General features: G+C 36.9%; 19 protein-coding genes and 2 riboswitches. Of the genes, 2 read left to right on the forward strand and 17 right to left on the reverse strand.

Going from position 1 to position 23,454, the window contains the following annotated elements:
• Positions 1–345 precede the first annotated feature (345 nt).
• The 3 genes from ligA to gpr all read right to left on the reverse strand — a co-directional run bounded on the left by ligA (position 346) and on the right by gpr (position 4,188).
• Positions 346–2,319: an NAD-dependent DNA ligase LigA gene (gene ligA, locus CLO1100_RS11255; RefSeq protein ID WP_014313872.1), complete on the reverse strand. Its 1,974-nt coding sequence runs from the start codon at positions 2,317–2,319 to the stop codon at positions 346–348.
• Positions 2,320–2,388: 69 nt separating this feature from the next.
• Entirely contained in the window at positions 2,389–3,093 is a 705-nt protein-coding gene (locus tag CLO1100_RS11260) for a M50 family metallopeptidase (protein ID WP_014313873.1), read from the reverse strand.
• A gap of 87 nt (positions 3,094–3,180) precedes the next feature.
• Positions 3,181–4,188 (reverse strand): GPR endopeptidase, encoded by a 1,008-nt coding sequence (gene gpr / locus CLO1100_RS11265; protein WP_014313874.1) that lies wholly within the window; start codon positions 4,186–4,188, stop codon positions 3,181–3,183.
• Between the two features lie 255 nt (positions 4,189–4,443).
• On the opposite strand from gpr, the gene rpsT reads away from it, so the two are divergent.
• Entirely contained in the window at positions 4,444–4,701 is a 258-nt protein-coding gene (rpsT, locus tag CLO1100_RS11270) for a 30S ribosomal protein S20 (RefSeq protein ID WP_004617529.1), read from the forward strand.
• A gap of 54 nt (positions 4,702–4,755) precedes the next feature.
• Here the strand turns inward: rpsT and hemW are convergent, their stop codons facing one another.
• Positions 4,756–5,898, reverse strand: coding sequence for a radical SAM family heme chaperone HemW (gene hemW / locus CLO1100_RS11275; RefSeq protein ID WP_014313875.1), 1,143 nt, complete (start codon positions 5,896–5,898; stop codon positions 4,756–4,758).
• Positions 5,899–6,002: 104 nt separating this feature from the next.
• Here hemW and CLO1100_RS11280 point away from each other — a divergent pair, with 104 nt between their 5' ends.
• Entirely contained in the window at positions 6,003–7,367 is a 1,365-nt protein-coding gene (locus CLO1100_RS11280; protein WP_014313876.1) for an MATE family efflux transporter, read from the forward strand.
• Positions 7,368–7,451: 84 nt separating this feature from the next.
• Here CLO1100_RS11280 and CLO1100_RS11285 read toward each other — a convergent pair whose 3' ends face one another.
• From CLO1100_RS11285 to CLO1100_RS11345, 13 genes are all read right to left on the reverse strand, one after another.
• Positions 7,452–9,089: a response regulator gene (locus CLO1100_RS11285; RefSeq protein ID WP_014313877.1), complete on the reverse strand. Its 1,638-nt coding sequence runs from the start codon at positions 9,087–9,089 to the stop codon at positions 7,452–7,454.
• 4 nt (positions 9,090–9,093) lie between these two features.
• The gene (locus CLO1100_RS11290; RefSeq protein ID WP_242836549.1) at positions 9,094–10,869 is read right to left on the reverse strand and encodes a histidine kinase; all 1,776 of its coding nucleotides are present in this window, start codon (positions 10,867–10,869) and stop codon (positions 9,094–9,096) included.
• 2 nt (positions 10,870–10,871) lie between these two features.
• Positions 10,872–11,933 carry a substrate-binding domain-containing protein gene (locus CLO1100_RS11295; RefSeq protein WP_014313879.1) on the reverse strand — a complete coding sequence of 354 codons (1,062 nt, stop codon included), beginning with the start codon at positions 11,931–11,933 and terminating at the stop codon, positions 10,872–10,874.
• 154 nt (positions 11,934–12,087) lie between these two features.
• Positions 12,088–13,260: a multiple monosaccharide ABC transporter permease gene (gene mmsB / locus CLO1100_RS11300; protein ID WP_014313880.1), complete on the reverse strand. Its 1,173-nt coding sequence runs from the start codon at positions 13,258–13,260 to the stop codon at positions 12,088–12,090.
• A complete protein-coding gene (gene mmsA / locus CLO1100_RS11305) occupies positions 13,260–14,795 on the reverse strand; it encodes a multiple monosaccharide ABC transporter ATP-binding protein (RefSeq protein ID WP_041700431.1) in 1,536 nt (511 codons plus the stop codon). Before mmsA ends, mmsB begins: the two co-directional genes overlap by 1 nt.
• A gap of 146 nt (positions 14,796–14,941) precedes the next feature.
• Entirely contained in the window at positions 14,942–16,072 is a 1,131-nt protein-coding gene (gene chvE, locus CLO1100_RS11310) for a multiple monosaccharide ABC transporter substrate-binding protein (protein WP_014313882.1), read from the reverse strand.
• Between the two features lie 233 nt (positions 16,073–16,305).
• Complete coding sequence (locus tag CLO1100_RS11315) at positions 16,306–17,643, reverse strand: glycosyltransferase (protein ID WP_014313883.1); 1,338 nt, start codon at positions 17,641–17,643, stop codon at positions 16,306–16,308.
• 191 nt (positions 17,644–17,834) lie between these two features.
• Complete coding sequence (thiE, locus tag CLO1100_RS11320) at positions 17,835–18,467, reverse strand: thiamine phosphate synthase (protein ID WP_014313884.1); 633 nt, start codon at positions 18,465–18,467, stop codon at positions 17,835–17,837.
• Complete coding sequence (gene thiM / locus CLO1100_RS11325; RefSeq protein WP_014313885.1) at positions 18,457–19,278, reverse strand: hydroxyethylthiazole kinase; 822 nt, start codon at positions 19,276–19,278, stop codon at positions 18,457–18,459. The genes thiE and thiM overlap by 11 nt, the downstream gene beginning before the upstream one ends.
• 15 nt (positions 19,279–19,293) lie before the next feature.
• Complete coding sequence (thiC, locus tag CLO1100_RS11330) at positions 19,294–20,604, reverse strand: phosphomethylpyrimidine synthase ThiC (RefSeq protein ID WP_014313886.1); 1,311 nt, start codon at positions 20,602–20,604, stop codon at positions 19,294–19,296.
• Positions 20,601–21,413: a bifunctional hydroxymethylpyrimidine kinase/phosphomethylpyrimidine kinase gene (gene thiD / locus CLO1100_RS11335; protein ID WP_014313887.1), complete on the reverse strand. Its 813-nt coding sequence runs from the start codon at positions 21,411–21,413 to the stop codon at positions 20,601–20,603. Before thiD ends, thiC begins: the two co-directional genes overlap by 4 nt.
• 115 nt (positions 21,414–21,528) lie before the next feature.
• Positions 21,529–21,628: riboswitch (TPP riboswitch) on the reverse strand.
• Between the two features lie 71 nt (positions 21,629–21,699).
• Positions 21,700–21,797, reverse strand: a riboswitch (TPP riboswitch).
• A gap of 39 nt (positions 21,798–21,836) precedes the next feature.
• Positions 21,837–22,814 (reverse strand): tocopherol cyclase family protein, encoded by a 978-nt coding sequence (locus CLO1100_RS11340; RefSeq protein WP_014313888.1) that lies wholly within the window; start codon positions 22,812–22,814, stop codon positions 21,837–21,839.
• A gap of 137 nt (positions 22,815–22,951) precedes the next feature.
• The gene (locus CLO1100_RS11345) at positions 22,952–23,392 is read right to left on the reverse strand and encodes a Fur family transcriptional regulator (RefSeq protein WP_014313889.1); all 441 of its coding nucleotides are present in this window, start codon (positions 23,390–23,392) and stop codon (positions 22,952–22,954) included.
• Positions 23,393–23,454 lie beyond the last annotated feature (62 nt).

The raw sequence follows: 23,454 nt of genomic DNA on the forward strand, positions 1-23,454 counted from the left end.
AATTACCTCTTTTCAAAAAATAAATGTAATATACATATATTAGAACATATTGAATTTAATAACAATCAGTTGAATATTACCATAGTCCATCAGCAATTTAATGCTTTTTATTTTTCATGGATATCCTTATGTTTTTGACACTCCTTTAATTTTTGCACCAAAACACAGGTAATCTCCATCTGTAATATAAGGGTCGTATTTGACTGTTTAATTACTCCTTTTTCCCAGTAAAAAAATAATATCTGTATTTTCGACATTTTTCTCCACGACTATTTTTCACACAAAAAAGCAGGTACATACTTGTACCCGCCATTCCCACTAACCTTATTGAATTTTTTTCAATTTCTACTCAGGTTTTACCCCGTTATTAAGCCATTCAACGAACTGTGCTTCTGTTATAATACTTATGTTTAACTCCTTTGCTTTTTTATTCTTTGATGAGTTAGACATATTATCATTATTTATCAGGTAGTTGGTTTTTGAAGTAACTGAGCCGGTTACTTTTCCACCTTTTTCCTCAATGACATCCTTTAATTCATCCCTGTTTTTAAACTTCTCAACGGAACCTGTAATAACGAAGTTCATATTTTCGAAAATCTGTTCTGATTGAGATAACTGAACCTTTTCAAGTTCCAATTCTTTTAAAACATCATGAACTATAACCTTTTTCTTTTCATCAGCGAAAAATCTAATAAATGATTCCGCCATAATATCCCCGATTCCGCCTATCTGAATCAATTCAGTAAAGTCAGCATTCTCAATTTTATTCCAATCGTATTTAAAATATTTGCATATAAGCTTCGCATTAGACAGACCTACATTGGGGATTCCAAGGCTGTACAGAAGCCTTACAGCAGTAGTTTTTCTAGCCTTATCTATTGACGCAACCAATTTATTAAAGGATTTTTCACCCAGGCCCTCCATCTCAATTATTTCATTTTTGTATTTTTCTATATGAAATAAGTCCGCCAGCTCTTTTATTAAGCCTTTTGCAATTAATTTTTCCAAAGTGGCTTCGGATAAACCTTCTATATTCATAGCATCTCTGCTGACGAAATGCGTAAATGACTTTATCTGCTTTGCAAGACACTCATTATTAACACAGTATAATGTTTTTACTCCATTTTCCTGCTTTATTTCGGTTTTGCCCTTACAAACAGGACACTCATCAGGTATGGGAGCCATACCGCTTCTGGTGATATTTTCAGAAATCTGGGGTATTATCATATTTGCCTTATATACACCTATGGTATCACCAATTCCAAGCTGCAGACCTTCCATAATGCTTAGATTATGGATACTGGCCCTGCTTACGGTGGTTCCTTCGAGTTCAACGGGCTCAAAAATGGCAATAGGATTTATCAACCCGGTTCTTGAAGCGCTCCATTCAATGTGCAGAAGGGTAGTTTCTTTGATTTCGTCCCTCCATTTAAAAGCAATGGAATCTCTCGGAAATTTTGCTGTAGAACCCAACGACTCCCCGTAGGCGATGTTATCGAATGTAAGTACCAGCCCGTCTGACGGTAAATCGTTTGCTTCAATATTCTGTGAAAACCATTGAACCGTTTCTTCTATATCAGTACTTGTTACCTCTTTAAATTCCACTATATCAAAGCCCTGATTTTTCAACCAGTTCATTTGAGAAGCTCTGGAATTACCTAACTCAACATTATCGGCTTTCACCAAAGAAAAGGCAAAGAAATAGACATTCCTTTCCGATGTAACCTTGTTGTTCAGCTGTCTTACAGACCCGCTGCAAAGGTTCCTCGGATTCTTATACTTTGCATCAACATCCTCTATTTCATTATTTATTTTAATGAAATCAGAATAGCGGATAATGGCTTCTCCACGCAAAATCAACGTACCCTTGTATGCTATGGTAACCGGCAGGTTCCTGAATACCTTTGCATTATTTGTAATAACCTCTCCCACTTCACCATTGCCTCTTGTAACCGCCTTTAACAAATGCCCGTCCTGATAAGTCAACACAATAGTAAGCCCGTCAAGTTTCCATGAAAGAATGCCCTTTTGGCTGCCTATCCATTCCTTTAAAGTATCTACATCTTTCGTTTTATCAAGAGACAGCATTGGCTTTTCATGATGTTCTTTTGGCAGATTGCTCAGTAGTTCATATCCTACATGAATAGACGGACTGTTGGATAGAACAACACCTGTTTCTTTTTCAAGTTCCAATAATTCGTCATAAAGCTTGTCGTATTCTATATTGGGCATTATTTCAGTATTTTCCTGATAGTATGCTTTTGCCGCTTTGTTAAGTATCTTAATCTTATCTTTCATTAATTGAATTTTATCTGCCATGTTTCCCTCCGAATAGTCATGTATAATCAATATTTATGTTAACATTTAAAAATTAGCCTATTTATATAATCAATATTTTTTCCGTGAAGGCTTACTTTTGCTCTTTAAAAAAACAGAATACACCGCAAAAATGGATATACCTACCCAAATCATACCCCAAACTATTGCTGGAATATGAGTTAGTCTGGATAAAGATACAGCATCAGTTACCGGCATACTGCCCATTCTGAAAAGGCCAAACTGATAATTAAGCTGCATTATCACGGTATCCACCAGCGTGTCATATATTGCATATGTAACACTTCCAATACCAATTATCTCAATTACCCATTGGTTTAGGGTGTCATTCTGAATCATATAAAGTATGAGTGCAAAAACAGCAAATATTACTGAGTAAAGCATTGTAAATGACGCAATACCGGAATATCTGAATGTAAATCCAAGAAATATAATGGCTATGACCCCTATTATGTATTTTCTGAAACGGGTATTTTTAAGAACCAGTATCAGAATTGCAAAAAGAACACTTCCCAAATAACCTCCATTGGCGATAAGAAAGGCTGACCACCAGCTTTTGGGAAGTGACATGACATGCCCGCTTTCATTAAAATATATTTTAAGCTCAGTTATACCGCTGCCGGTGGCAATAGCCATAAAAGCATGCCCCAACTCATGGAGAAAAACAGTAAACAATTTTATGGGCTTAATCAAAAATGTATTCCATAATATCATAAGTGAACCGAATATTATCAAAAATCTTCCTGTTTGCTTCAAAATTACCTCCTAAAGGGAAATGTCGATGTAAATGCCCAAATAAAATTATAACCTGTGAGGCAGCAAAAGGGAAGATATTCATATATATCAGTTAATATATCTGCCTACATCGTCAAGTGTGATTCCTTGGTGTAGAGCCATATTGAGCCCATTTGCCACTACCTTTGAAACACGGCTGATAATATCATCTATTTCCTTAGGAGTAACAATAAGGTGGCCTACAAAGGGATTTAAGGCCTCCTTGATAAGTTCATACTTCTGGTCACGGTCAATATCCTTTAAAGTGTTGTAAAACCCGGAATCCTTTGGTGATTCATTCATAAGGCTGTCAATAACAAGGTCCATAGCATCATTTGTCAAAGTAGCCGCATCAACTACAGTTGGCACTCCTATAGCAACCACGGGCATCCCCAAAGTCTGCTCGCTTAGCTCCATTCTCTTGTTTCCAACTCCTCCTCCCGGTGCAATACCCGTATCTGCAATCTGAATGGTAGTGCTAACCCTCTCCATGCTTCTTGCAGCAAGAGCATCTATCGCAATCAAGGCATCAGGTTTAAGTCTGTCAACGACGCCTCTTACAATTTCGCCGGTCTCAATTCCAGTTATGCCCAATACTCCCGGTGAAATTGCACAAACAGGACTAACCCCCTCATCAACATGTTCAGGTACATATTGAAGCAGATGCCTTGTTACCATCAGGTTTGAAACGACCTTCGGTCCCAATGCATCAGGAGTAACGTTCCAGTTTCCCAACCCAATAACAAGGGTAGTAGAGCCTTCTTTCAGCTTCAGCATATCCCTTAATTCTCTTGCCATAGCGTCAATAGTCTTTTTATTTACATCCTCATTATTATCCTTTAATTCAGGGATCTCAAGAGTTATATAGTTTCCCATAGGTTTTCCGATGGAAGCTTCTCCTGTACGTGAAGTAATACGCACTCTTGTAATCTTTACATCCTCGTCTCCGGCATTTTCAATAACCACTCCGGGAGGTGTTTGGCCTTCCTGGGCCTGCTGCTTTGCTTCACTGCTGTTCATAAATATTTCATGTGCCTCAATGGCAAGGTCTGTATACCTGTTGGACAAATTAATCATAAATAATTTTCCTTTCGTTATAAAACTATTAAAATTCATTAATATTATTTCAAAATGTCACATTTTTAGTATTAAATTTTAAATATTAATATAGTGTACTAATCAAATTTATCCAGTTTGTACTTGCAATTTAAAACCTTTCATGGTAAAATATCATCTGTTATGGGCAAGAAGCGGTTTGTAAAACCGATTAACATATTTTTTGTAATTTTTGCTCACTTATTATGCTAAACCGGCTCGCAGGAGGTGAATACTGTGCCAAACATTAAATCTGCTATAAAGAGAGTTAAAGTAATTGAGACTAAGACTTTGAAGAACACTATCAGAAAGTCTGCACTCAAGACTACTGTTAAAAAGTGTAAGGAAGCTATCGCTACTGGTGAAAATAAAACAGACGCTTATAAAGCAGCTACAAAGGCTTTAGATAAAGCCGCAGCAAAGAACTTAATGCATAAAAACACCGCTGCGAGAAAGAAATCCAGATTAGCAAAAGCCTTAAATGCAGCAAAATAATTAAAAAACAAAAACTCAGGTTTAACCCTGAGTTTTTATTTTTGCATTTTATATTCATACAAATTCTACAAACACCTGATTAGCCAAGTCAAAACCAAGTCTTGTTAATTTAACGGAATCACCTGTTATCTCAATAAGTCCTTTGTTCTTAAGCCTTTCAAGAGAATCATTATATTTTGTAAATAAGTTCTGATTAAAACGCTGAAAGAATTCTTTTCCTGTCACCCCTTTTGTTAACCGTAATCCCAGAAACATGTACTCAGACATTTTATCTGTTAATTCAAGTGGAAATTCCTCATATACAGGCTTGTCCTCACGTTTCAGATAATCTATATATCCCTCTATGGAAACTTCGTTTGAAAATCTTATGTCCTTTAAACATGAATGTGCCCCTGCACCCAAGCCAAGGTAGTCCACACACTTCCAATATGTCAGATTGTGCTTACATTCATACCCCTCTTTTGCAAAATTGGATATTTCATACTGCTTTAATCCCTTTTCACTTAGGTAATCAACTGCATAATGATACATTTCTCTGTCAAGCTCGTCTTCCACCGGAACAAGAACGCCTTCTTCCTCCATACTGCCAAATTTGGTACCCTCTTCAATTTTAAGACTGTAAGCTGAAATATGGTTGATACCCAAAGAAATTAAATATCCAAGGGTTTCTTTCCAGTCATCAAGGGTCTGTCCGGGAATTCCAAAAATAACATCCGCATTAATATTTTCAAAACCGGCATCTCTTGCATTTTTTACACTTTGAGAAAAATCCTTGTGGCTATGGCATCTTCCAAGGTATTTAAGAAGCTTGTCCTGGTGTGCCTGTAATCCCATACTTATTCTATTTATACCTGCATTTTTATAAGCCTTTAGTTTTTCTATGCTTAACGTACCGGGGTTGCTTTCTATACTTATTTCACAATTAGCGGATATATTAAACTCAGTCCTGCATTTTTCCAGTATTTCAGAAATATATCTATCATTAACAGCTGAAGGCGTACCACCACCTATAAATATCGTATGGATTAGATAATCTTTCATATTTTCTTTATAAAGCTCGATTTCTTTTTTCATGGATTTAAAGTAATTCTCAGCAAGATTAATCTTTCCAGCATAGGAGTTAAAATCACAGTAATTACATTTCGAACTGCAAAAGGGCACATGGATATATAAACCTGCATTATCCCTATAAAGCAAAGCCTTCATCTCCCAAAAGTAAGGTTTTATTAACTTTACTTATGGTATCACATTATGATATTGTATACTAGTTATAAAATGATTCAAAATACGGAGTATTCAAAATGGAAAACAACATCATAACCAAGGATACTAAATCCTTCTACAAAATGGCTTTCGCTCTGGTTCTTCCTATGGCTATCCAAAACCTCATAAATGTAGGAATAACCTCAATAGATGTTCTTATGCTTGGAAAAGTAAGCGAAACTGTACTTTCTGCCGCTTCTCTGGCAGGTCAGGTTCAGTTCATAATGACGCTTATATTTTTTGGGCTAACTTCAGGTGCGGCAGTACTTACAGCTCAATACTGGGGTAAAGGTGACACCAAAAGCATTGAAAAAATAATGGGAATCTGTATGAGATTTTCTCTTTTGGTTGCACTATTTTTTACTGCAGTCGTATTACTATTTCCTGCACAGGTAATGACAATTTTTACAAATGAAGCACCGGTTATTGCAGAAGGTGTTAAATACCTAAAAATTATAGCATTATCATATATTTTTATGTCAATTACCATGATTTATTTGAACATTATGAGAAGTGTGGAACGTGTAATTATTTCAACAGTTGTATACCTCGCTTCACTTATTGTAAACTTAATTATTGCGTCATCTCTTATTTTTGGTCTTTTTGGTTTACCTAAAATGGGAATAGTTGGTGCAGCAATCGCAACCCTGGCTGCACGTGGAGTTGAATTATTAATCGTAATCATATATCACTTAAAGGTTAATAAGCTGATTAAATTCAAGCCATCCGATTTATTGGTACACGATAAATTATTATTTAAGGATTTCTTGACTTATTCAATACCCGTAACAATAAATGAGCTTATGTGGGGTGCAGGTGTCGCTACCAATGCGATTGTAATAGGACATCTGGGGAGTTCTGTAGTCTCGGCAAATTCCGTAGCCCAGATTACCAGACAGCTTGCTACAGTCATAGCATTTGGTCTCGCAAATGCAACAGCCATAACTGTCGGTAAGGCAATCGGAGAAAATAATTATGAAGGTGCAAAAAATTATGCAAACCGTTTTATAAAGCTAAGTATACTTGCAGGTATAGCAGGAGGGGTTCTTATACTCATTGCAAGGCCTTTTCTTATGTCAACACTTAACCTTACTCCCATAACAAGGGGGCATTTATCGGTTATGATGTTCGTCATGTCCTATTTCGTGGTAGCACAAGCCTACAATACTACCCTTATAGTTGGTGTTTTCCGCGGTGGCGGAGACACAAAGTTTGGCCTATTCCTTGATATATCAACCATGTGGGGTGGTTCAATTCTATTTGGTGCATTGGCGGCTTTCGTTTTCAAATGGAGTGTACCTGTTGTCTACATAATTCTGATGAGTGATGAAATTATTAAAGTTCCTCTGGTTTTATGGAGATATAGAAGCCTTAAATGGCTTAGAAATGTGACAAGGGACTAGCCAAAAAGAATAATAATTGCCTGAAAAGCACAGTATCTGCCACATATATGTGAAGGATATTGTGCTTTTCTCTTTCAGGTATTTCTATTCAAGCATATTCAGCTTTTCTCTATAGTCGGTAGGATTTATTCCCACAATTTTTTTGAACGCCGTACTAAAATAATATGCATCACGGTAACCAACCCTGTCTGCAATTTCATAAATTTTAAGGTCTGTACTTTTAAGCAGATTTTTAGCACTTTGAATTCTTAGGTTAGTAAGATAATCTATAAAATTCTGTCCGATATGATCATTGAACAGTACACTAAGGTAACCGGAACTAATCCCAAAACCCTTTGAAATACTTGTGAGGGTTATGTTTTCATTATAATTCCTATCCACATAATCCTTTACTTTCGAAAGCAGCTTTTCATTTCTGTTACTTCTTTTTTGATTAATATATTCATTAACTTTATAAAAAAAGCTGAGCAGCCATTCTTCAAGCTGTACCAGATTATTTATTTCCTTTACATCAAAATGAAGGTTGAAATCCTCGCCCATTATTTCAAAAACATCATAGCCCAACTCATTTATAGTTTTGCAGGATAAAAGTACTATATTATAAATAATGGTATTTATAGCATCCAACTCAAGTTTGGAGCTCTTAATCTGTGTAATAATGTCAACAATATCATTTTTTATTTCGGGAAACGCACCTATTTTAAGGTCATCATACAGCTTTGTATCTCCAAGAATATGAAGTTGTTTACTGTAAACCGTATTACCAAAATTAAGGTCATTGAAAATATAAACTATTTCCCTTCCGTATACACGGTCAAGCAAGGCCGCAGAACAAGCTTCTCTGTAAGAAATATGCACATCTATAAAGTTTTTATACTTATTCCCGATACCAATAGTTATGGAAAATCCCAGTTCCTGTCTGCCTGACTTAATTAAGTCTTCGAAAGCCGGAATAATTTTATCTATATCATCATAAACAGCAATAACAAGCTGATCTATTTTATAATTTATAACAGAATAAATAAGCTTGTCTTCATAGGTATTGGATGAATCTGTTCCGAAGGATGAAAGAAACTTGGTAACGAGGTTGTAAAAGGACAGATTTACTATATATTTCTGCTCCTCATCCTCTTCTTTAATAAGCTCCATAAAATTATTAATATTTATTACTGCAATAAAGTAATCCCGGTCCTTTATTTTTGAAAGCTCAAGATAATTCAAGTCACTCTCTATATCGCCGATATAGCTGTTGCTTAATAAATCATTGAAGAGTTTTTCACGTAAGGCTTTCTTATTTTCTCTTAACTGCCTTCTCAGGTTTTCAACTTCTACGCGCTCGTTCCTCTCCCTTATAATTTCCTCGGAGAGTTTTTTTACAATATCTAACAGATCCTTGGACTTAAAGGGTTTAAGGATATAATCATTAACATTCAGCTTGACCGACTCCTTTGCATACTCAAACTCTGCGTATGCAGTAATAATTATACACTTGATACCCCGATTAAGGCTTTTTATCTCTCTGATAAGCTCAATGCCGTTCATTTCGGGCATTTGTATGTCAGTAATTACTATATCAATGTTATTTTTTCTGACAATATCAAGGGCCTCTATACCGTTTGCTGCTTGAAAAACCTCAACAAATCCGTGTTCTTTCCAATTTGTATTGTATATTATTTTGTTCCTTATCATTTCTTCATCTTCAACAACTAAAAGCCTGAACATACCCTCACCTACCTATCTGCGGAATATTTACCACTACTTTTGTACCTACAGATACCTTGCTTTGGTATTTTAAGCCGTACTCACTTCCAAAATTCAATTTTATGCGTTCATTTACATTTCTAATACCAAAATACATGTTCTGATCCTCAACCTCTTCTTCCCCCGCCATTATTCGGTTAAGCTGCTCAGTTTTTTCTTCGCCTATCCCTTCACCGTTATCTGAGATTTCAAATATAATCTGGTCATCCTTTAAATAGCCGTTTATAACTATAAGACCTTTTTTATCCAGATTTCTTATACCATGATATATAGAATTCTCAACAAGTGGCTGTAGTATTAACTTAACAGTTCTAAAATTGTAAATTTCATCATCTATCTCAAACAAATAGTCAAATTTGTAGGAAAATCTAAATTGCTGTATCATAAGATAGCTTCTGATGTGGTCAATTTCTTCCCTTATAAAAACAACTTCCCTTCCGTGGCTAAGGCTTGTTCTAAAGAACTTGCCCAGGGAATCAACAATATCTATAGCATCATCATTCCTATTCTGTTCAAGAAGTCCGATAATAGAATCAAGAGTATTGTAAACAAAATGTGGCTTAATAAGCTCCTGCATTGCCTTCATTTCCATAACTCTTATTTTCTGTTGATCGTCTTTGACTTTATCCATAAGCTCCCTTATCTGATTCATCATTTTATTAAAACTGCTTGCCAGCTGCCCTATTTCATCCCTGGTTCTTATATCCGCATAAATAGACAGATCATTTTCAGAAGCTTGTTTCATGATGCTCCTCAGCTTCCTCATTGGATTTGTCAGAACAGAGGTAAGATATATGGTAAGCAGTAAAATTATAATGATTATCAAGGTTATAAGCCAGAAAAATACCCCTCTTAGCGTACTGACTTCTCTGGTCATCTCAGCTTCAGGAGTAACTCCTATGATTTTCCACCCGGTAATGGCAGATGTCTTATAAGTAATGATATAATTTGTGTTGTTTATGCTGTCTACAAGGCTTCCATCTCTGCTATCCATAAGCTTAGGATTTTGAGTTATTATATTTGAAAATCCGTGCTTATCCGAGCTCTGTGGGGTAAATACCACTTCACCATCCTTTTCAAAGAAAACAAAACCTGTTTCACCCAGCTTAATATCACTACAGATTTTTTTCAGGAAATTAACGTCTATATCAATAGCCATAATTCCCATATCTCCTTTTACAGTGCGGTTCACTGCCTGACCGATGGAAAATACTTTTTTATTCAGAATATTCAAATGTGGCGGCTGTATAGCTACAACATCCTTTTTTTTGGTAACCAATTCGCGATATAACGGTTCAGTTGTTATATCTCCCCAGTACCTGCCGTAACAACTTATAGCACTTCCGGAGGGAGACATATATCTTATGTCAACCAAATCTGTTTTCATTTGTTTAAGACTGTCAAATGTTTCCCATATTCTTACTGTGTATTTTCTGTTTCCTTCTATATCCCCTGCTTCATTTAATTTTGAATATTGTTGAAAGTAATAATTGCTTCTTAACCGCATAATATTTTCAATATCACTGATGTAAGTTTCCAGATTTTTGTCAACTCTTTCTATTACCTGTTCCGAATAGCTTGATACATTTTTGTGGAGGTTTTGCAAATAAAGATGGTATGAAATAAGTCCAAAAATAAGAATAGGAATAAGACCCAAAGCCAGAAAACAAATGGTCATTTTGGATCTTATACTGTAAAAACTGAACTTTCTGAACAAACCGAAAAAAAAGTTGTCCTTCATAACTATTTTATCTCCCATCTTTGTTTTCCCTGAAGGAGTTTAGCAAAATTACTCTTATTACCCAGTTCAAGGCCTGTATCTATAAAACTTGAAGGAATCTTTTCACCCTTAATTGCTTTATACAGATTTTTTATACTCAACTCGCCCATCTTATTAAAATTCTGGCCCACCAAAGAATCCGCCAAACCCTTTTCAGCGGCTTCCAGTACCGGATAATAGGTATCTACAAGAATAGAAATTCCTCCATTTTTACACCATGCATGAAAACCTGGAAGTGATTCCGGCGGCGAAACAAAGGGCCATCCCCCCGTACTAAAAAATACATCCGGAGTATCCCCTGTCCTAATATGATTTTCAAGCATATCTCCTGCAATATTCACGTCATCATTGCAGTACAGGGTAGCTGTTATATTGAGTTGGATTCCTCCCTCACGAGCTGTTTCAAGAAAGCCATTGAGTCGCTTGTTCAGATTGTTGCTTTCTTTATCTGCTGTCATTATTAAAAGGTCTAGTGCCTGCTTGTCCTTTCCCTTTGCCTTTGCTTCTTTTATCAGAGCCTTTCCGCATGCTACTCCCGCCGCATAATTGTCGGTTCCGCAGTAAAAAAGCCTGTTGCTGTCAGGAGAATCCGAATCAAATGTGGCAACCTTTATACCAGCCTGGACAGCTTTGTCAATAACAGGCTTTATTTTACCGGGATCAATACAACTGATAACAATTCCGTCTACTCTGCGTCGTATAAGGCTCTCAACTATAGCAATCTGTACATTTGTATCAGACTGCATAGGTCCCTGCCATTCAACTTTAACACCCAATTCCCTTCCAACACGCTCACCTTGTTCAAGTGCATCAAGAAAAACAGGGTTATCCAACGATTTTGGAACCATTGCTATTATAATATCCTTTTTCTCAGAAACCTTCGAATTTTCTTCATAAGATGTGCTTGGCTTAGCTTCTTCGCCTTTTTTTTCATAGGTTGAACCGCCGCACCCCGGTAAAGCTATAAATAACGCCAATACCAAGTAAACGAGTTTGGTTTTATTGAAAAATCCGCCTTTATCCATTTTCAATCAAAACTCCTTAATTATATCAGTATTTGCCTTCACAGAATTATATCATTAAAGCCGACCCAAATATAAATAATAGGATTTCTACCGCCGCTAGTAAATAACACGGACAGTACGAAATCCTATTTTATATTTGTAAGCTTACCTCTTTTTATTTTGATTTTGATTTAGAAAGTACATCAAATGCAACTGCTACCAATAATACAAGACCTTTGATTGTCATCTGCATGTCACTACCTACTCCGAGTATCGACATACCGTTATTCAGAACACCCATAACCAGGGCACCAATAACACCCCCAACAACTGTTCCTATTCCGCCGTAAGCAGATGCTCCACCTATAAAGCAGGCTGCAATAGCATCAAGCTCAAAGTTAACTCCGGCTTGAGGAGAAGCTGCATTAAGTCGTGCAGTGAAGGTTATACCTGCAAGCGCAGCCAACACTGCCATATTTACATATGAGAAGAAAAGAACCTTGTTGGTATTTATACCTGACAGTTTTGCTGCTTTTTCATTTCCACCCATTGCATAAAGATAACGTCCTGGTACTGTCTTCATTGTAAATACTGAATATGCCAATATAAGAATACCAATTAATGCAAGGATTATTGGAATTCCCTTGTAAACAGCCAACCAGTAGGTGAAAACACCTATTGCAGCTACCACAAGAACTAATTGGATTATGAACAGATATCCCGGTGCAACTTCAAAATCATATTTTTTTCTTTCTGCTCTTTTCTTAACTTCAAGATAAATATATATAATTGAAACAATTACTCCTATGAATAGAGTTAACATGTTGAGTTTTGTACCAAATCCGTTAAATAGGTCAGGAATGTAACCTGCGCTAATATTAGTAAAGCTTTCAGGGAAAGGTGAAAGAGTCAACCCTTTAAGCATAGTTATTGTAAGACCCCTGAAAATAAGCATTCCAGCCAAGGTAACTATAAATGCAGGAATTCTTACATATGCAATCCAGAAACCCTGCCAAATTCCAATAATAAAACCAATTAACAAGCACAGTAAAACGGCAAGTCCAACATTCATTTTCATATTTATTACAAAAATACCCATGATGCCGCCAATGAAAGCACAAACGGAACCTACCGAAAGGTCTATGTTACCGCCGGTTAAAATACATAGGGTCATACCAACTGCAAGGATAAGAACATAGCTGTTTTGAAGTATCAAATTTGACACGTTCATCGGTAACAGAAGGACACCCTTTGTTGAAATCTGAAAAAATGCCATTATTACAACCAAGGCAATCAGCATGGCATACTGCCTTATGTTCTTTTTGAAAATATTTTTAATTGTTTCCATTACACTACCTCCCTGTTACTCTGCATAATGCATTTCATAATGCTTTCCTGTGATGCTTGACTCCTGTCAAGTTCTCCTACAATCCTTCCTTCATTCATGACATATACTCTATCACTCATGCCAAGTATTTCAGGAAGCTCTGATGATATGATTATGACTGACTTTCCTTCGTCTACCAATCTGTTTATTATGGTATATATTTCATATTTGGCTCCGACGTCGATACCTCTTGTAGGTTCATCCAGAATCAGCACATCCGGTTCAGTATATATCCATTTGCTTAAAACAACTTTTTGTTGATTTCCGCCTGATAAATTGCCGGTTTTTTGTAATATGCTAGGAGACTTAATGTTCATTTTTTTACGAAAATCCTCAGCAACACGGATTTCCTGATTCTCATCCACAAGCATATTTTTCTTGAGTTTTTGAATTCCTGAGAGAGATATATTATTTTTTATATCCTGAATAAGGATAAGACCCGCTGACTTTCTGTCCTCAGTTACATAAGCCAGTCCATTATCAATTGCTTGTTTTATATTGTGAAGCTCGATCTTTTTTCCGTCCTTAACAATCTCTCCGCTGATATTTTTACCATATGACTTTCCGAATACACTCATTGCCAGTTCGGTTCTTCCTGATCCCATTAACCCGGCAATACCTACTATTTCACCTTTTTTTACATTAAGGTTTACGTTCTTTATAACCTTTTTGCCTTCAATAGCAGGATCATAAACATTCCAGTTCTTAATTTCAAAATTTATATTACCGATTTTAGGTGTCCGTTTAGGAAACCTGTCAACCAGCTGACGTCCAACCATTCCCTTTATTATTCTGTCTTCAGTTAAATCCTCATCTTTTTGGATTGTCTCGATAGTTGCCCCGTCACGAAGAACAGTAATAGTGTCAGCTACCTCCAAAACCTCATTAAGCTTATGTGAAATTATAATGGAACTGATTCCTTCTGCTTTTAACTCAAGTATAAGTTTTAGAAGATTTTCTGAATCATCTTCGTTCAATGCAGCAGTCGGCTCATCCAATATAAGCAGTTTAACGTCCTTAGCAAGAGCTTTTGCAATTTCAACCAACTGTTGTTTACCTACACCAATTTCAGATATAAGTGTATATGGATCTTCCTTAAGACGTACTTTTTTCAGAAGTTCGGTTGCCTGAATATGTGTCTTGTTCCAGTTTATAAAACCGTACTTTGACCTTTCATTACGTAAGAATATATTTTCTCCTATGGAAAGATAAGGTTCTAAGGCTAATTCCTGATGAATAATAACGATACCCATCTTTTCACTATCTTTAATATTACTAAAAATACATTCCTGTCCGTCAAAAATTATATCTCCTGCGTAAGTGCCATGGGGATAAATTCCACTTAGTACATTCATCAATGTGGATTTTCCCGCTCCATTCTCTCCAACAAGTGCGTGGATTTCCCCTTTTCGCACTTTGAAATTAACGTTGTCAAGGGCTCTTACTCCGGGAAAAAGCTTTGTAATATTTCTCATTTCAAGTATAAACTCTGCCATTTCCTCATCTCCCTTTACTTTGTATTCGGCTTGCATATATGAAAGCTTATCAAGCCTTGACATATGCAAACCGAACACATCCATGTCCGGTTTGCATAATGTAATTAGTTTGCTTAATTAAATTATCTGCATATTCCTATTATTTATTACTTCAGATCAGCTTCCTTGTAATAACCACTGTCAACAAGAATTTGCTTGTAGTTGTCTTTGTCAGCGTATACAGGATCACAGAGGAATGAAGGAACAACTTTGCTTCCGTTGTCATAAGTCTTAGTGTCGTTAACAGGAGCTTCTTTTCCCTGTAACAGAGCATCAACCATTTCAACAACCTTTGATGCAAGAGTTCTTGTATCCTTGAATATTGACATTGACTGTTGTCCGTTAATCATTGCTATAACGTTTGGCTTATCGCAGTCCTGTCCGGTAATAATCGGATATGGCTTGTCACTGCTGCCGAAACCTGCATTTTTGAGAGATGCAACAATACCGATTGCAAGGCTGTCATTTGGTGAAAGAACTGCGTCAAGTTTCTTACCGCCTGCATAATTAGCTGTGATCAGATTATCCATTCTTGCTTGTGCTTTTGCAGAATCCCAACCTTGGATTGCGATTTTTGCAAAATCTTTCTGACCGCTTGTTACAACAAGCTTACCGCTTTCTATATATGGTTTCAAAATACTATATGCACCGTCGAAGAAGTAATTTGCATTATTATCATCAGGTGATCCACCAAAAAGTTCAATATTGAATGGTCCTTTTCCATCTTTAAGGCCCAATTTTGTTTCAATATATTGACCTTGAATCACACCAACCTTGAAATTATCAAATGTTGCATAATAGTCTACGTTTGGACTCTTCATGATAAGTCTGTCATAAGCTATTACTTTTACTCCGTTATCTGCTGCTTTTTTCAAAACGTCAGTGAGAGCTGAACCGTCAATTGCTGCAATAACAACAACTTTACTGCCCTTAACAATCATGTTTTCGATCTGCTGAATCTGAGTGTTTACATCATTGTTAGCATACTGAAGATCAACCTTGTAGCCTTTTCCTTCAAGTTCCTTCTTCATGTTGGCACCATCTTGGTTCCAACGCTGTAATGACTGAGTAGGCATTGCTACACCGATTAATTGTCCGCTGGCAGCTGTATCTGTAGCTTTTGCAGAATCAGTTGATGCTGCTGATGAAGATGCGGAAGTATCAGTTGAAGTTCCACAAGCTGCAAGCATACCTACTGAGAGGACAGCTACCAAAATCAAAGCGATTACCTTTTTCATGTCTTTATTCCTCCTGAAAAATATTTTACCCTTCCGACGTATATTAGAAGTAAGTTCCGGGAACAATAAGTATGTCGGTCAAGTTTTATACTGTTATATTAATCTTTTGAGGAATCTAAATAAATGTGATTTTTTTTATAATCCTTTGATTTTTTTAGAAAATTTTTAGTAATTATAGACAAAGACAGACAGAAAATTAATTTGTTTACTATAAATTTTGTACAAAAATAATCTCATTTCCATACTCTTCGAAGCTTAAGGGTTTCCTGAATATATCCCCAAACAGAAATAGGACTCATTAACATCTGATAAAATAAAACATATAAAACGAATCCCATAACATTTTTTCTTACACGCAGATTTAAAGATTTAAAAACACCCTTTTGATAGGTGTACAATACAAAATTCTGAAATAATGCAAGTGGTATTACAAAAAGAGTCGCCGGGCCCACAATCCAAAAATGCCCAAAAAAGGCCAGTACCAACCCCGGTAGCCAGCAAAACGTATACACAAAATCCATGAACGGCATGAATAAGTTGCAACCCGTAAGATATCTCCCATAATATACTGGCTGGGACCAAGGCTTGAATAGCTTCAAGGCTTCAACCATTCCTCTGGCCCACCTGCTTCTTTGTCTGAAAAAATGCTTCAAAGAAGTAGGAACATCTGTAAATGCAACTGCCAACGGCTCAAAATAAACCCTGCAATTATTTTTTAAAAAACTCCAGGTCAAAACTATATCCTCTCCTATTGCATCAGGCCAGCCACCCACTTGCCTAATCAGCTTAGTCTTGTACAATGAAAAAGCTCCCTGTGCTACCAATGTGCTTTGAAACAACCCCTGCAATCTTTTAATACTGGCAATTCCTAAAAAATAGTCCCATTCCTGAATTCTTGCCAGCATTTTCCCACGGCTGTTCCTGACAAGAACTGTTCCTGCAACAGCGCATACGTCGTCAGATGAACTTTCCATACGGGCAACAATATTCCTTAAAGCAGATTTATGCAGCAATGTATCTGCATCAAGCGTCAACACATATTCTGTCTCTACATGTTCCAGTGCAGCATTTAAAGCGAAGTTTTTCCCGGGAGTACTCTCATGAATTACGGTCAGATTGAGCTTCATTTTTTCTCCTGCTTTTATTGCAGCTTCAGCTGTTTTGTCCTTTGAATTATTATCTATTACTATTATCCTTATTTCTCCCTCATAATCCTGTGCTGCTACATATTTTACAGTATTTTCAACACTTTTTTCCTCGTTATAACACGCAATCAGTATGGTTACGGGGACTTTGGGCGTAGAATTTTTAACTTCCGGCTGCCTGTCCAATAAGAGGCTTGATACCATGAATGCATTCATATATCCGGGGATATATGCTATACCGGCAATTACCAGTATGGAGATTGGCAAAGTTATGTAATGTGATAAATCAATAATCCATGGTATGGAAAAATAGATGGATAAAGCCATCCAAATTAGTCCTACAATCATGCTTATTATAAACTTGTTTTTTACAGGGATATAAATTTTTTTCTTAGTCTTTACCCTGGTTGTCATCATCCGCTTCATTGATTTGCTCCGTTGAATGTCATAAATTAATTTACATAATAATACCATTGACGAATTTATTAAGTCAACTAACGTTAATTTAGTTTTACCAAACAAAGACATTGATTATGCTATTGGCAATTTTTAATCAAAAAAGCACAAAAAAATACCCCAAATCCTTCCTTTATCCGTTAAGATTTGAGGTATTTTTTTTAAGCTTTTTTCCCAAATATTTCAAGCATTTTTTCAGCAGATAATTTTATATCCTTTTGTGCAATAATAGCCGATACTACAGCAATCCCGTCTATTCCCGTATTTTTCAGTTCAACTGCATTCTGTGCATTTATTCCGCCTATCCCTACTATAGGAATTGATACTTCTTTTAAAATTTTCATGAGAGTCTCTTTGGACACTGACTTTGCATCTGTTTTTGTGCTTGTAGAAAACAAGGCACCCACCCCGATATAGTCAGCCCCGTCTCTTTGAGCCTCTATTGCCTTCTCAACAGACCCTGCCGATACACCGAGTATTCTGTCTTTACCTATAATTTTCCGCACAACAACAGCCGGCAGATCACTCTGCCCTACATGAACTCCGTCAGCTCCTATTGCCAAAGCGATATCAACTCTGTCATTTATAATAAGCGGTACCTTATAGTTGTCTGTTATTGCTTTAACTTTAAGTGCAGTTTGGTAAAATTCCCGGGAAGAAGCTGTTTTTTCACGTAACTGAACCAAAGTACAGCCTCCCATTATTGCCTGCTCTACTGCTTCTTCCAGTGTTTTGGTACTCATGAGGTCACGGTCGGTTACAAGATAAAGGGTATAATCAATTTTAGAGTTCATTTATTATTGCCTTCTCTCCGAAAATATTTTCATCCATCTTACTAATGGAATCAATTATTGCAATATGATAGCTTCCCGTTCCTTTATGTCCTGCTGCTTCATAGGCAATCTCTCCCGCTATTCCCATTACTGTCACTCCTGCAACAGCAGCTTTGAAATAATCTCTTTCTGCACCACAGAAGGAGCCAACCAAGGCAGTAGTCATGCAGCCAGTTCCCGTGACATTTGACAGCATTTTATGTCCGTTGGAGATAGTCACAACGTTTTTGCCATCTGAAACTACATCAACGGCTCCGGTTACGGCTACAATACAACCAAGCTTTGCAGCGGCTTTTTTTGCAACGGCCGTGGAGTCATTGGATTCAATATCAGTTTCTGATGCATCAACACCTTTTGTTGTGGCATTAAGCCCTGCTATATAAGATACCTCAGACAAATTTCCTCGCAAAACACTTATTTTCACTTTATCCAGAATAGTTCTTGTGACTTCATTTCTGAACGTCGAGGCCCCTGCACCGACAGGATCAAATATTACGGGAATACCCTTCTCATTTGCTTTTTTACCTGATAAAATCATTGATTCCACAGTTCTTTTGTTTAATGTCCCTATATTTATTACAAGTGCGGAAGAAATGGAAGTGATATCCGCAGCCTCATTAATATCATCTGCCATAATTGGGGAGGCCCCTATTGCCAGAATTACATTTGCACAATCATTTACGGTTACATAATTTGTAATATTGTGAATAAGTGGCTTTTTGCTTCTGACTTCAGCAATTAAGCTTGCTATTTTCTTTGTATAATCATTCATAGTTGGTCTCCTTTACTATTTCTCTGTTACAAACTCGACCTTTTCACCGGCTAAGATCTTATTTGTAGTCCTCATAGCACACATTTTTCCGCACATTGAACAGGTATGTTTGTCAGTGGGAGGTGTACTTTCAAAATATGCTCTTGCCTTATCTTCGTCAATAGCATACGAGAACATTTCTTCCCAGTCAATTCTGCGTCTGGCATCGCTCATTTTGTTATCAATTTCACGTGCATTGGGTATTCCCTTAGCAATATCGGCGGCATGGGCAGCGATTTTTGAAGCAACAATTCCTTCTTTTACATCCGAAAGGTCTGGCAATCTTAAATGCTCTGCTGGAGTTACATAACACAAGAAATCTGCACCATTAGCAGCAGCAATTGCTCCGCCAATTGCCGAAGTAATATGGTCATAGCCCGGTGCTATGTCAGTTACGAGAGGCCCCAGTACATAGAAAGGTGCTCCATGACAAAGTCTTTTCTGAATAGTCATATTGGCGGCTATTTCATTCATAGCCATATGTCCCGGCCCTTCAACCATTACCTGTACATCCTTTTCCCATGCACGTTTGGTCAGGTTGCCCAGCTCTATAAGTTCACTTAATTGTCCGGCATCTGAACTGTCGTTGATACTGCCGGGCCTCAGTGCATCTCCGAGACTTATTGTTACATCATATTCCCTGAGAATTTCAAGGAAATCATCATAATATTCATAAAAAGGATTTTCATTGCCGGTCATCTCCATCCATGCAAAAAGAAGGGAACCTCCTCTTGAAACAATATTGGTAAGTCTTTTTGAGCGTTTGAAGCACTCAACAGCACGTTTATTTATTCCTGCATGAATTGTCATAAAGTCCACGCCTTCTGCAGCGTGAGCCTCAACAACTTTAAAAAAGTCTGAAGCCTTAATATCCATCAAGTCCTTTTCAAGGTAGCCTATGGCATCATACATGGGAACTGTTCCTATCATGGCAGGAGAACGCTTAATAAGCTCTTTACGGAAGGTGTTTGTCTTTCCGTAATTACTAAGGTCCATTATGGCTTCAACGCCAAATTTGATTGACATATCAACCTTTTCCATTTCTTTTGTATAATCAGGACAGTCTCCTGATATACCCAGGTTTACATTGATTTTTGTTCTAAGTCCTTGGCCTATTCCCTCAGGACTTAGGGACCTGTGGTTTATATTTGCCGGAATGGCTATTTTCCCCTCACCTACAAGCTCCCGCAGGTTGTTTTCGTCAATTGACTCCTTCTGTGCAACAATCATCATTTCATTTGTAATAATACCTTTTTTTGCCGCTTCCATCTGTGTTTTATAATTCATAGCAACCTCCAATTATCCAATCCGTTTTTGTAAACTCCATATAAATGATGTGTGGGGCCATGCCCCTTTCCGATTTCAAGTGAATGTTCAATTGCCATTGTGACGTATGCTTTTGCTTTTTCAACCGCTATTGGAAAAGACAGTCCCAAGGCAAGGTTCGAGGCTATGGCAGAAGAAAATGTACACCCTGTTCCGTGGGTATTTTTTGTCTGAATTCTTTTAGTTGAATATATGTAAAATTCTCTTCCGTCAAAAAGTATGTCTTCCGCATCTCCATTCAAATGTCCGCCTTTTATCAGAACATTTCCTGCACCCATTTGGTATATGCTAACAGCTGCCTTTTTCATATCCTCTGAGGTAGTTATCTCCATTCCGGTTATTGCCTCCGCCTCGGGAATATTGGGGGTTAGTATGCCCGCCAGAGGTATCAATCTTTTTTTAAAAAACTCCAAAGCGTCTTCTTTCATCAGGGCGTGACCGCCTTTTGCAATCATTACAGGGTCAATAACAACGTTTATAGGCTTATACTGTTCCAATTTTTCAGCAACTGCTTCCATACACTTCCTGCCTGACAGCATACCTATTTTTACAGCGTCGGGTGTTATGTCTTCAAAAACTGCATCCATCTGCTTTTTAAGCATATCAGGAGTTATATCCTGGATATCAATAACCCTGCACGTATTCTCTGCTACCACCGATACAATAACACTCATTCCATAAACTCCATGAGCAGCAAAGGTTTTCAAATCTGCCTGAACTCCTGCTCCTCCACTGCAGTCAGATCCTGCAATAGTTAATACTTTTTTCAATAATTGCTACACCTCCTTAATGTAACAGGGGTATTTGTTCCGCTTGGCCTTTGGCAAAGTAAAAGACACATAAAAAAGATGCCTTCCAACAGGAAAGCACCTTTAACCTATACAATAAGTAATCGTATTTGCTTCCCTACACCGGTATTAGCCGACAGGTTCCAAGGGTCAGGTTTTACCTTCTCAACCAAAAATTGGTCCCCCCACAATCTCTAATATAAAATTTTACAATAAAAAACGCCCACCTTTGTAAGGTGAGCGGCATTTATCAAAATCTTTCTAAAATTTCTGATAATATTTTGCTTCCCTACACCGGTGTTAACCGACAGGTTCCAAGGGTCAGGTTTTACCTTCTCAACCAAAATGGTTCCCCCGCAACTGGTACTATTGAATTTTATCATAATATAGTAAATGGGTAAAGAACTAATTTACCTTTTCAAATTGTCTGAAGTCTCCTGCCAGCTCTAGTCCCGTATTATTACCGGAATCTGAAAAAATTATATTACCGCTTTTATCTTGTAAAATAACGTCTACCTGAGAAGTTATGCTTTCAGTTATATCTATATCCATAATGCCGTTTTTTGGTGCTTTTAGAACTCCGCCCCTTGATACGGAAGCTTTTAGTAAAAGTGTATTCTTGGAATCTTCCACAACAATTTCAAGAATGTTATTTATATAAGATAGATTTTTAATTTTAGCTCCGGTATAAGTGGCAAATCTAAAAAAGTTGTCTCCAAACTTTAAAAATGAAATCAAACCGTCAAAACTTGATGTCAGCCATGGTATGGCTGCAATTGAAAACATAAGGCAAGTGTTTTCCGATTTAAAATGATTACACTGAAGCCAAATCCATGACTTTGGAAAAGAGGTTCCCCAATCCTTTTCAAGATATCCGTAACCTCCCATAAAATCCGTATCCCTCCCGTTAATATTTAAAAATCCTTCAATTCCGCAATGTATGTTTACAATTCCATGGTAACATTCCATAAAAGGTATAAAAGAAAAAGGCCCCATAATGCCGGGGTTAAATATGGTCTTGGGAAACGGAACCACCTCTGTATAACCTATTTTACCTTTTAAATTAAAGTCCCCATCCTGTATATTAACTGAAAAACCATTTCTGTCAAAGTGATTGTCTTTTATTGAAATATCAAATTCTTTTACAGAATATGAAAAGTCACTGATTGGGAACCTTTTATACAGTGTTTTCCCCGAAACCGCATCAATTACCTGTATAAAAGCATGCTTGTCACTTTTGGTTTTTGACACACCAGGAATAACCGCATAAATATTTTTAGCATATTTATCAATTATTTTGAAATACCATCCCTCAAAATAACCTCTATGCCTATACCTTCCCTGATATATTTCCGGGTTGAAAATTCTGTTGATTAAATACATAAAGAAACACTCCGTTATTTATATATAACGAAGTGTTCCCATTATTTAAGCGATATATTATTTCTTTATAAATCCGGCAATATCATTTATAACATATTGAGGAATATATTCCATTAACATAATATAAGTTATATAATTTATTCCCTGCATTTTTTACATAATCCATAGAACTGTACTCTGTGGTCTTTTACCAGAAAGCCGTTCTTTCTAAGAATTTCTTCCTCCAGATTATCCAGTAAGTCTTCCTCAACTTCCGAAACACACCCGCAGGAACTGCAAATAAGATGATGATGTCTGTGATCCTCATTGGGTTTGACCAGCTCATACCTGCTAAAACCGTCATCAAAATCAAGTTTATGAACAAGATTGAGCTTATCCAACAAAACCATAGTTCTGTACACTGTTGCAAGGCCAATTTCAGGATGCTTGGCTTTAACCATATTGAACAGCTCCTCCGTACTTACATGTTGTCCTGAACACTGAACCAATGTATCAAGGATTGCCGCTCTTTGCCCTGTAAATTTATATCCGCATTCCTTTAATTTTTCTTTTAAAAAGCCGCTGTCGCCAGTATTCAAAAGGTAGTCCTCCTTCAACTATTTTTGCAGGTTTTCCACAATGAACATCCTTTACAATTTTC

It is taken from the genome of Clostridium sp. BNL1100 (assembly GCF_000244875.1).
In the GTDB taxonomy this organism is placed as follows: Bacteria; Bacillota; Clostridia; order Acetivibrionales; family DSM-1351; genus Ruminiclostridium.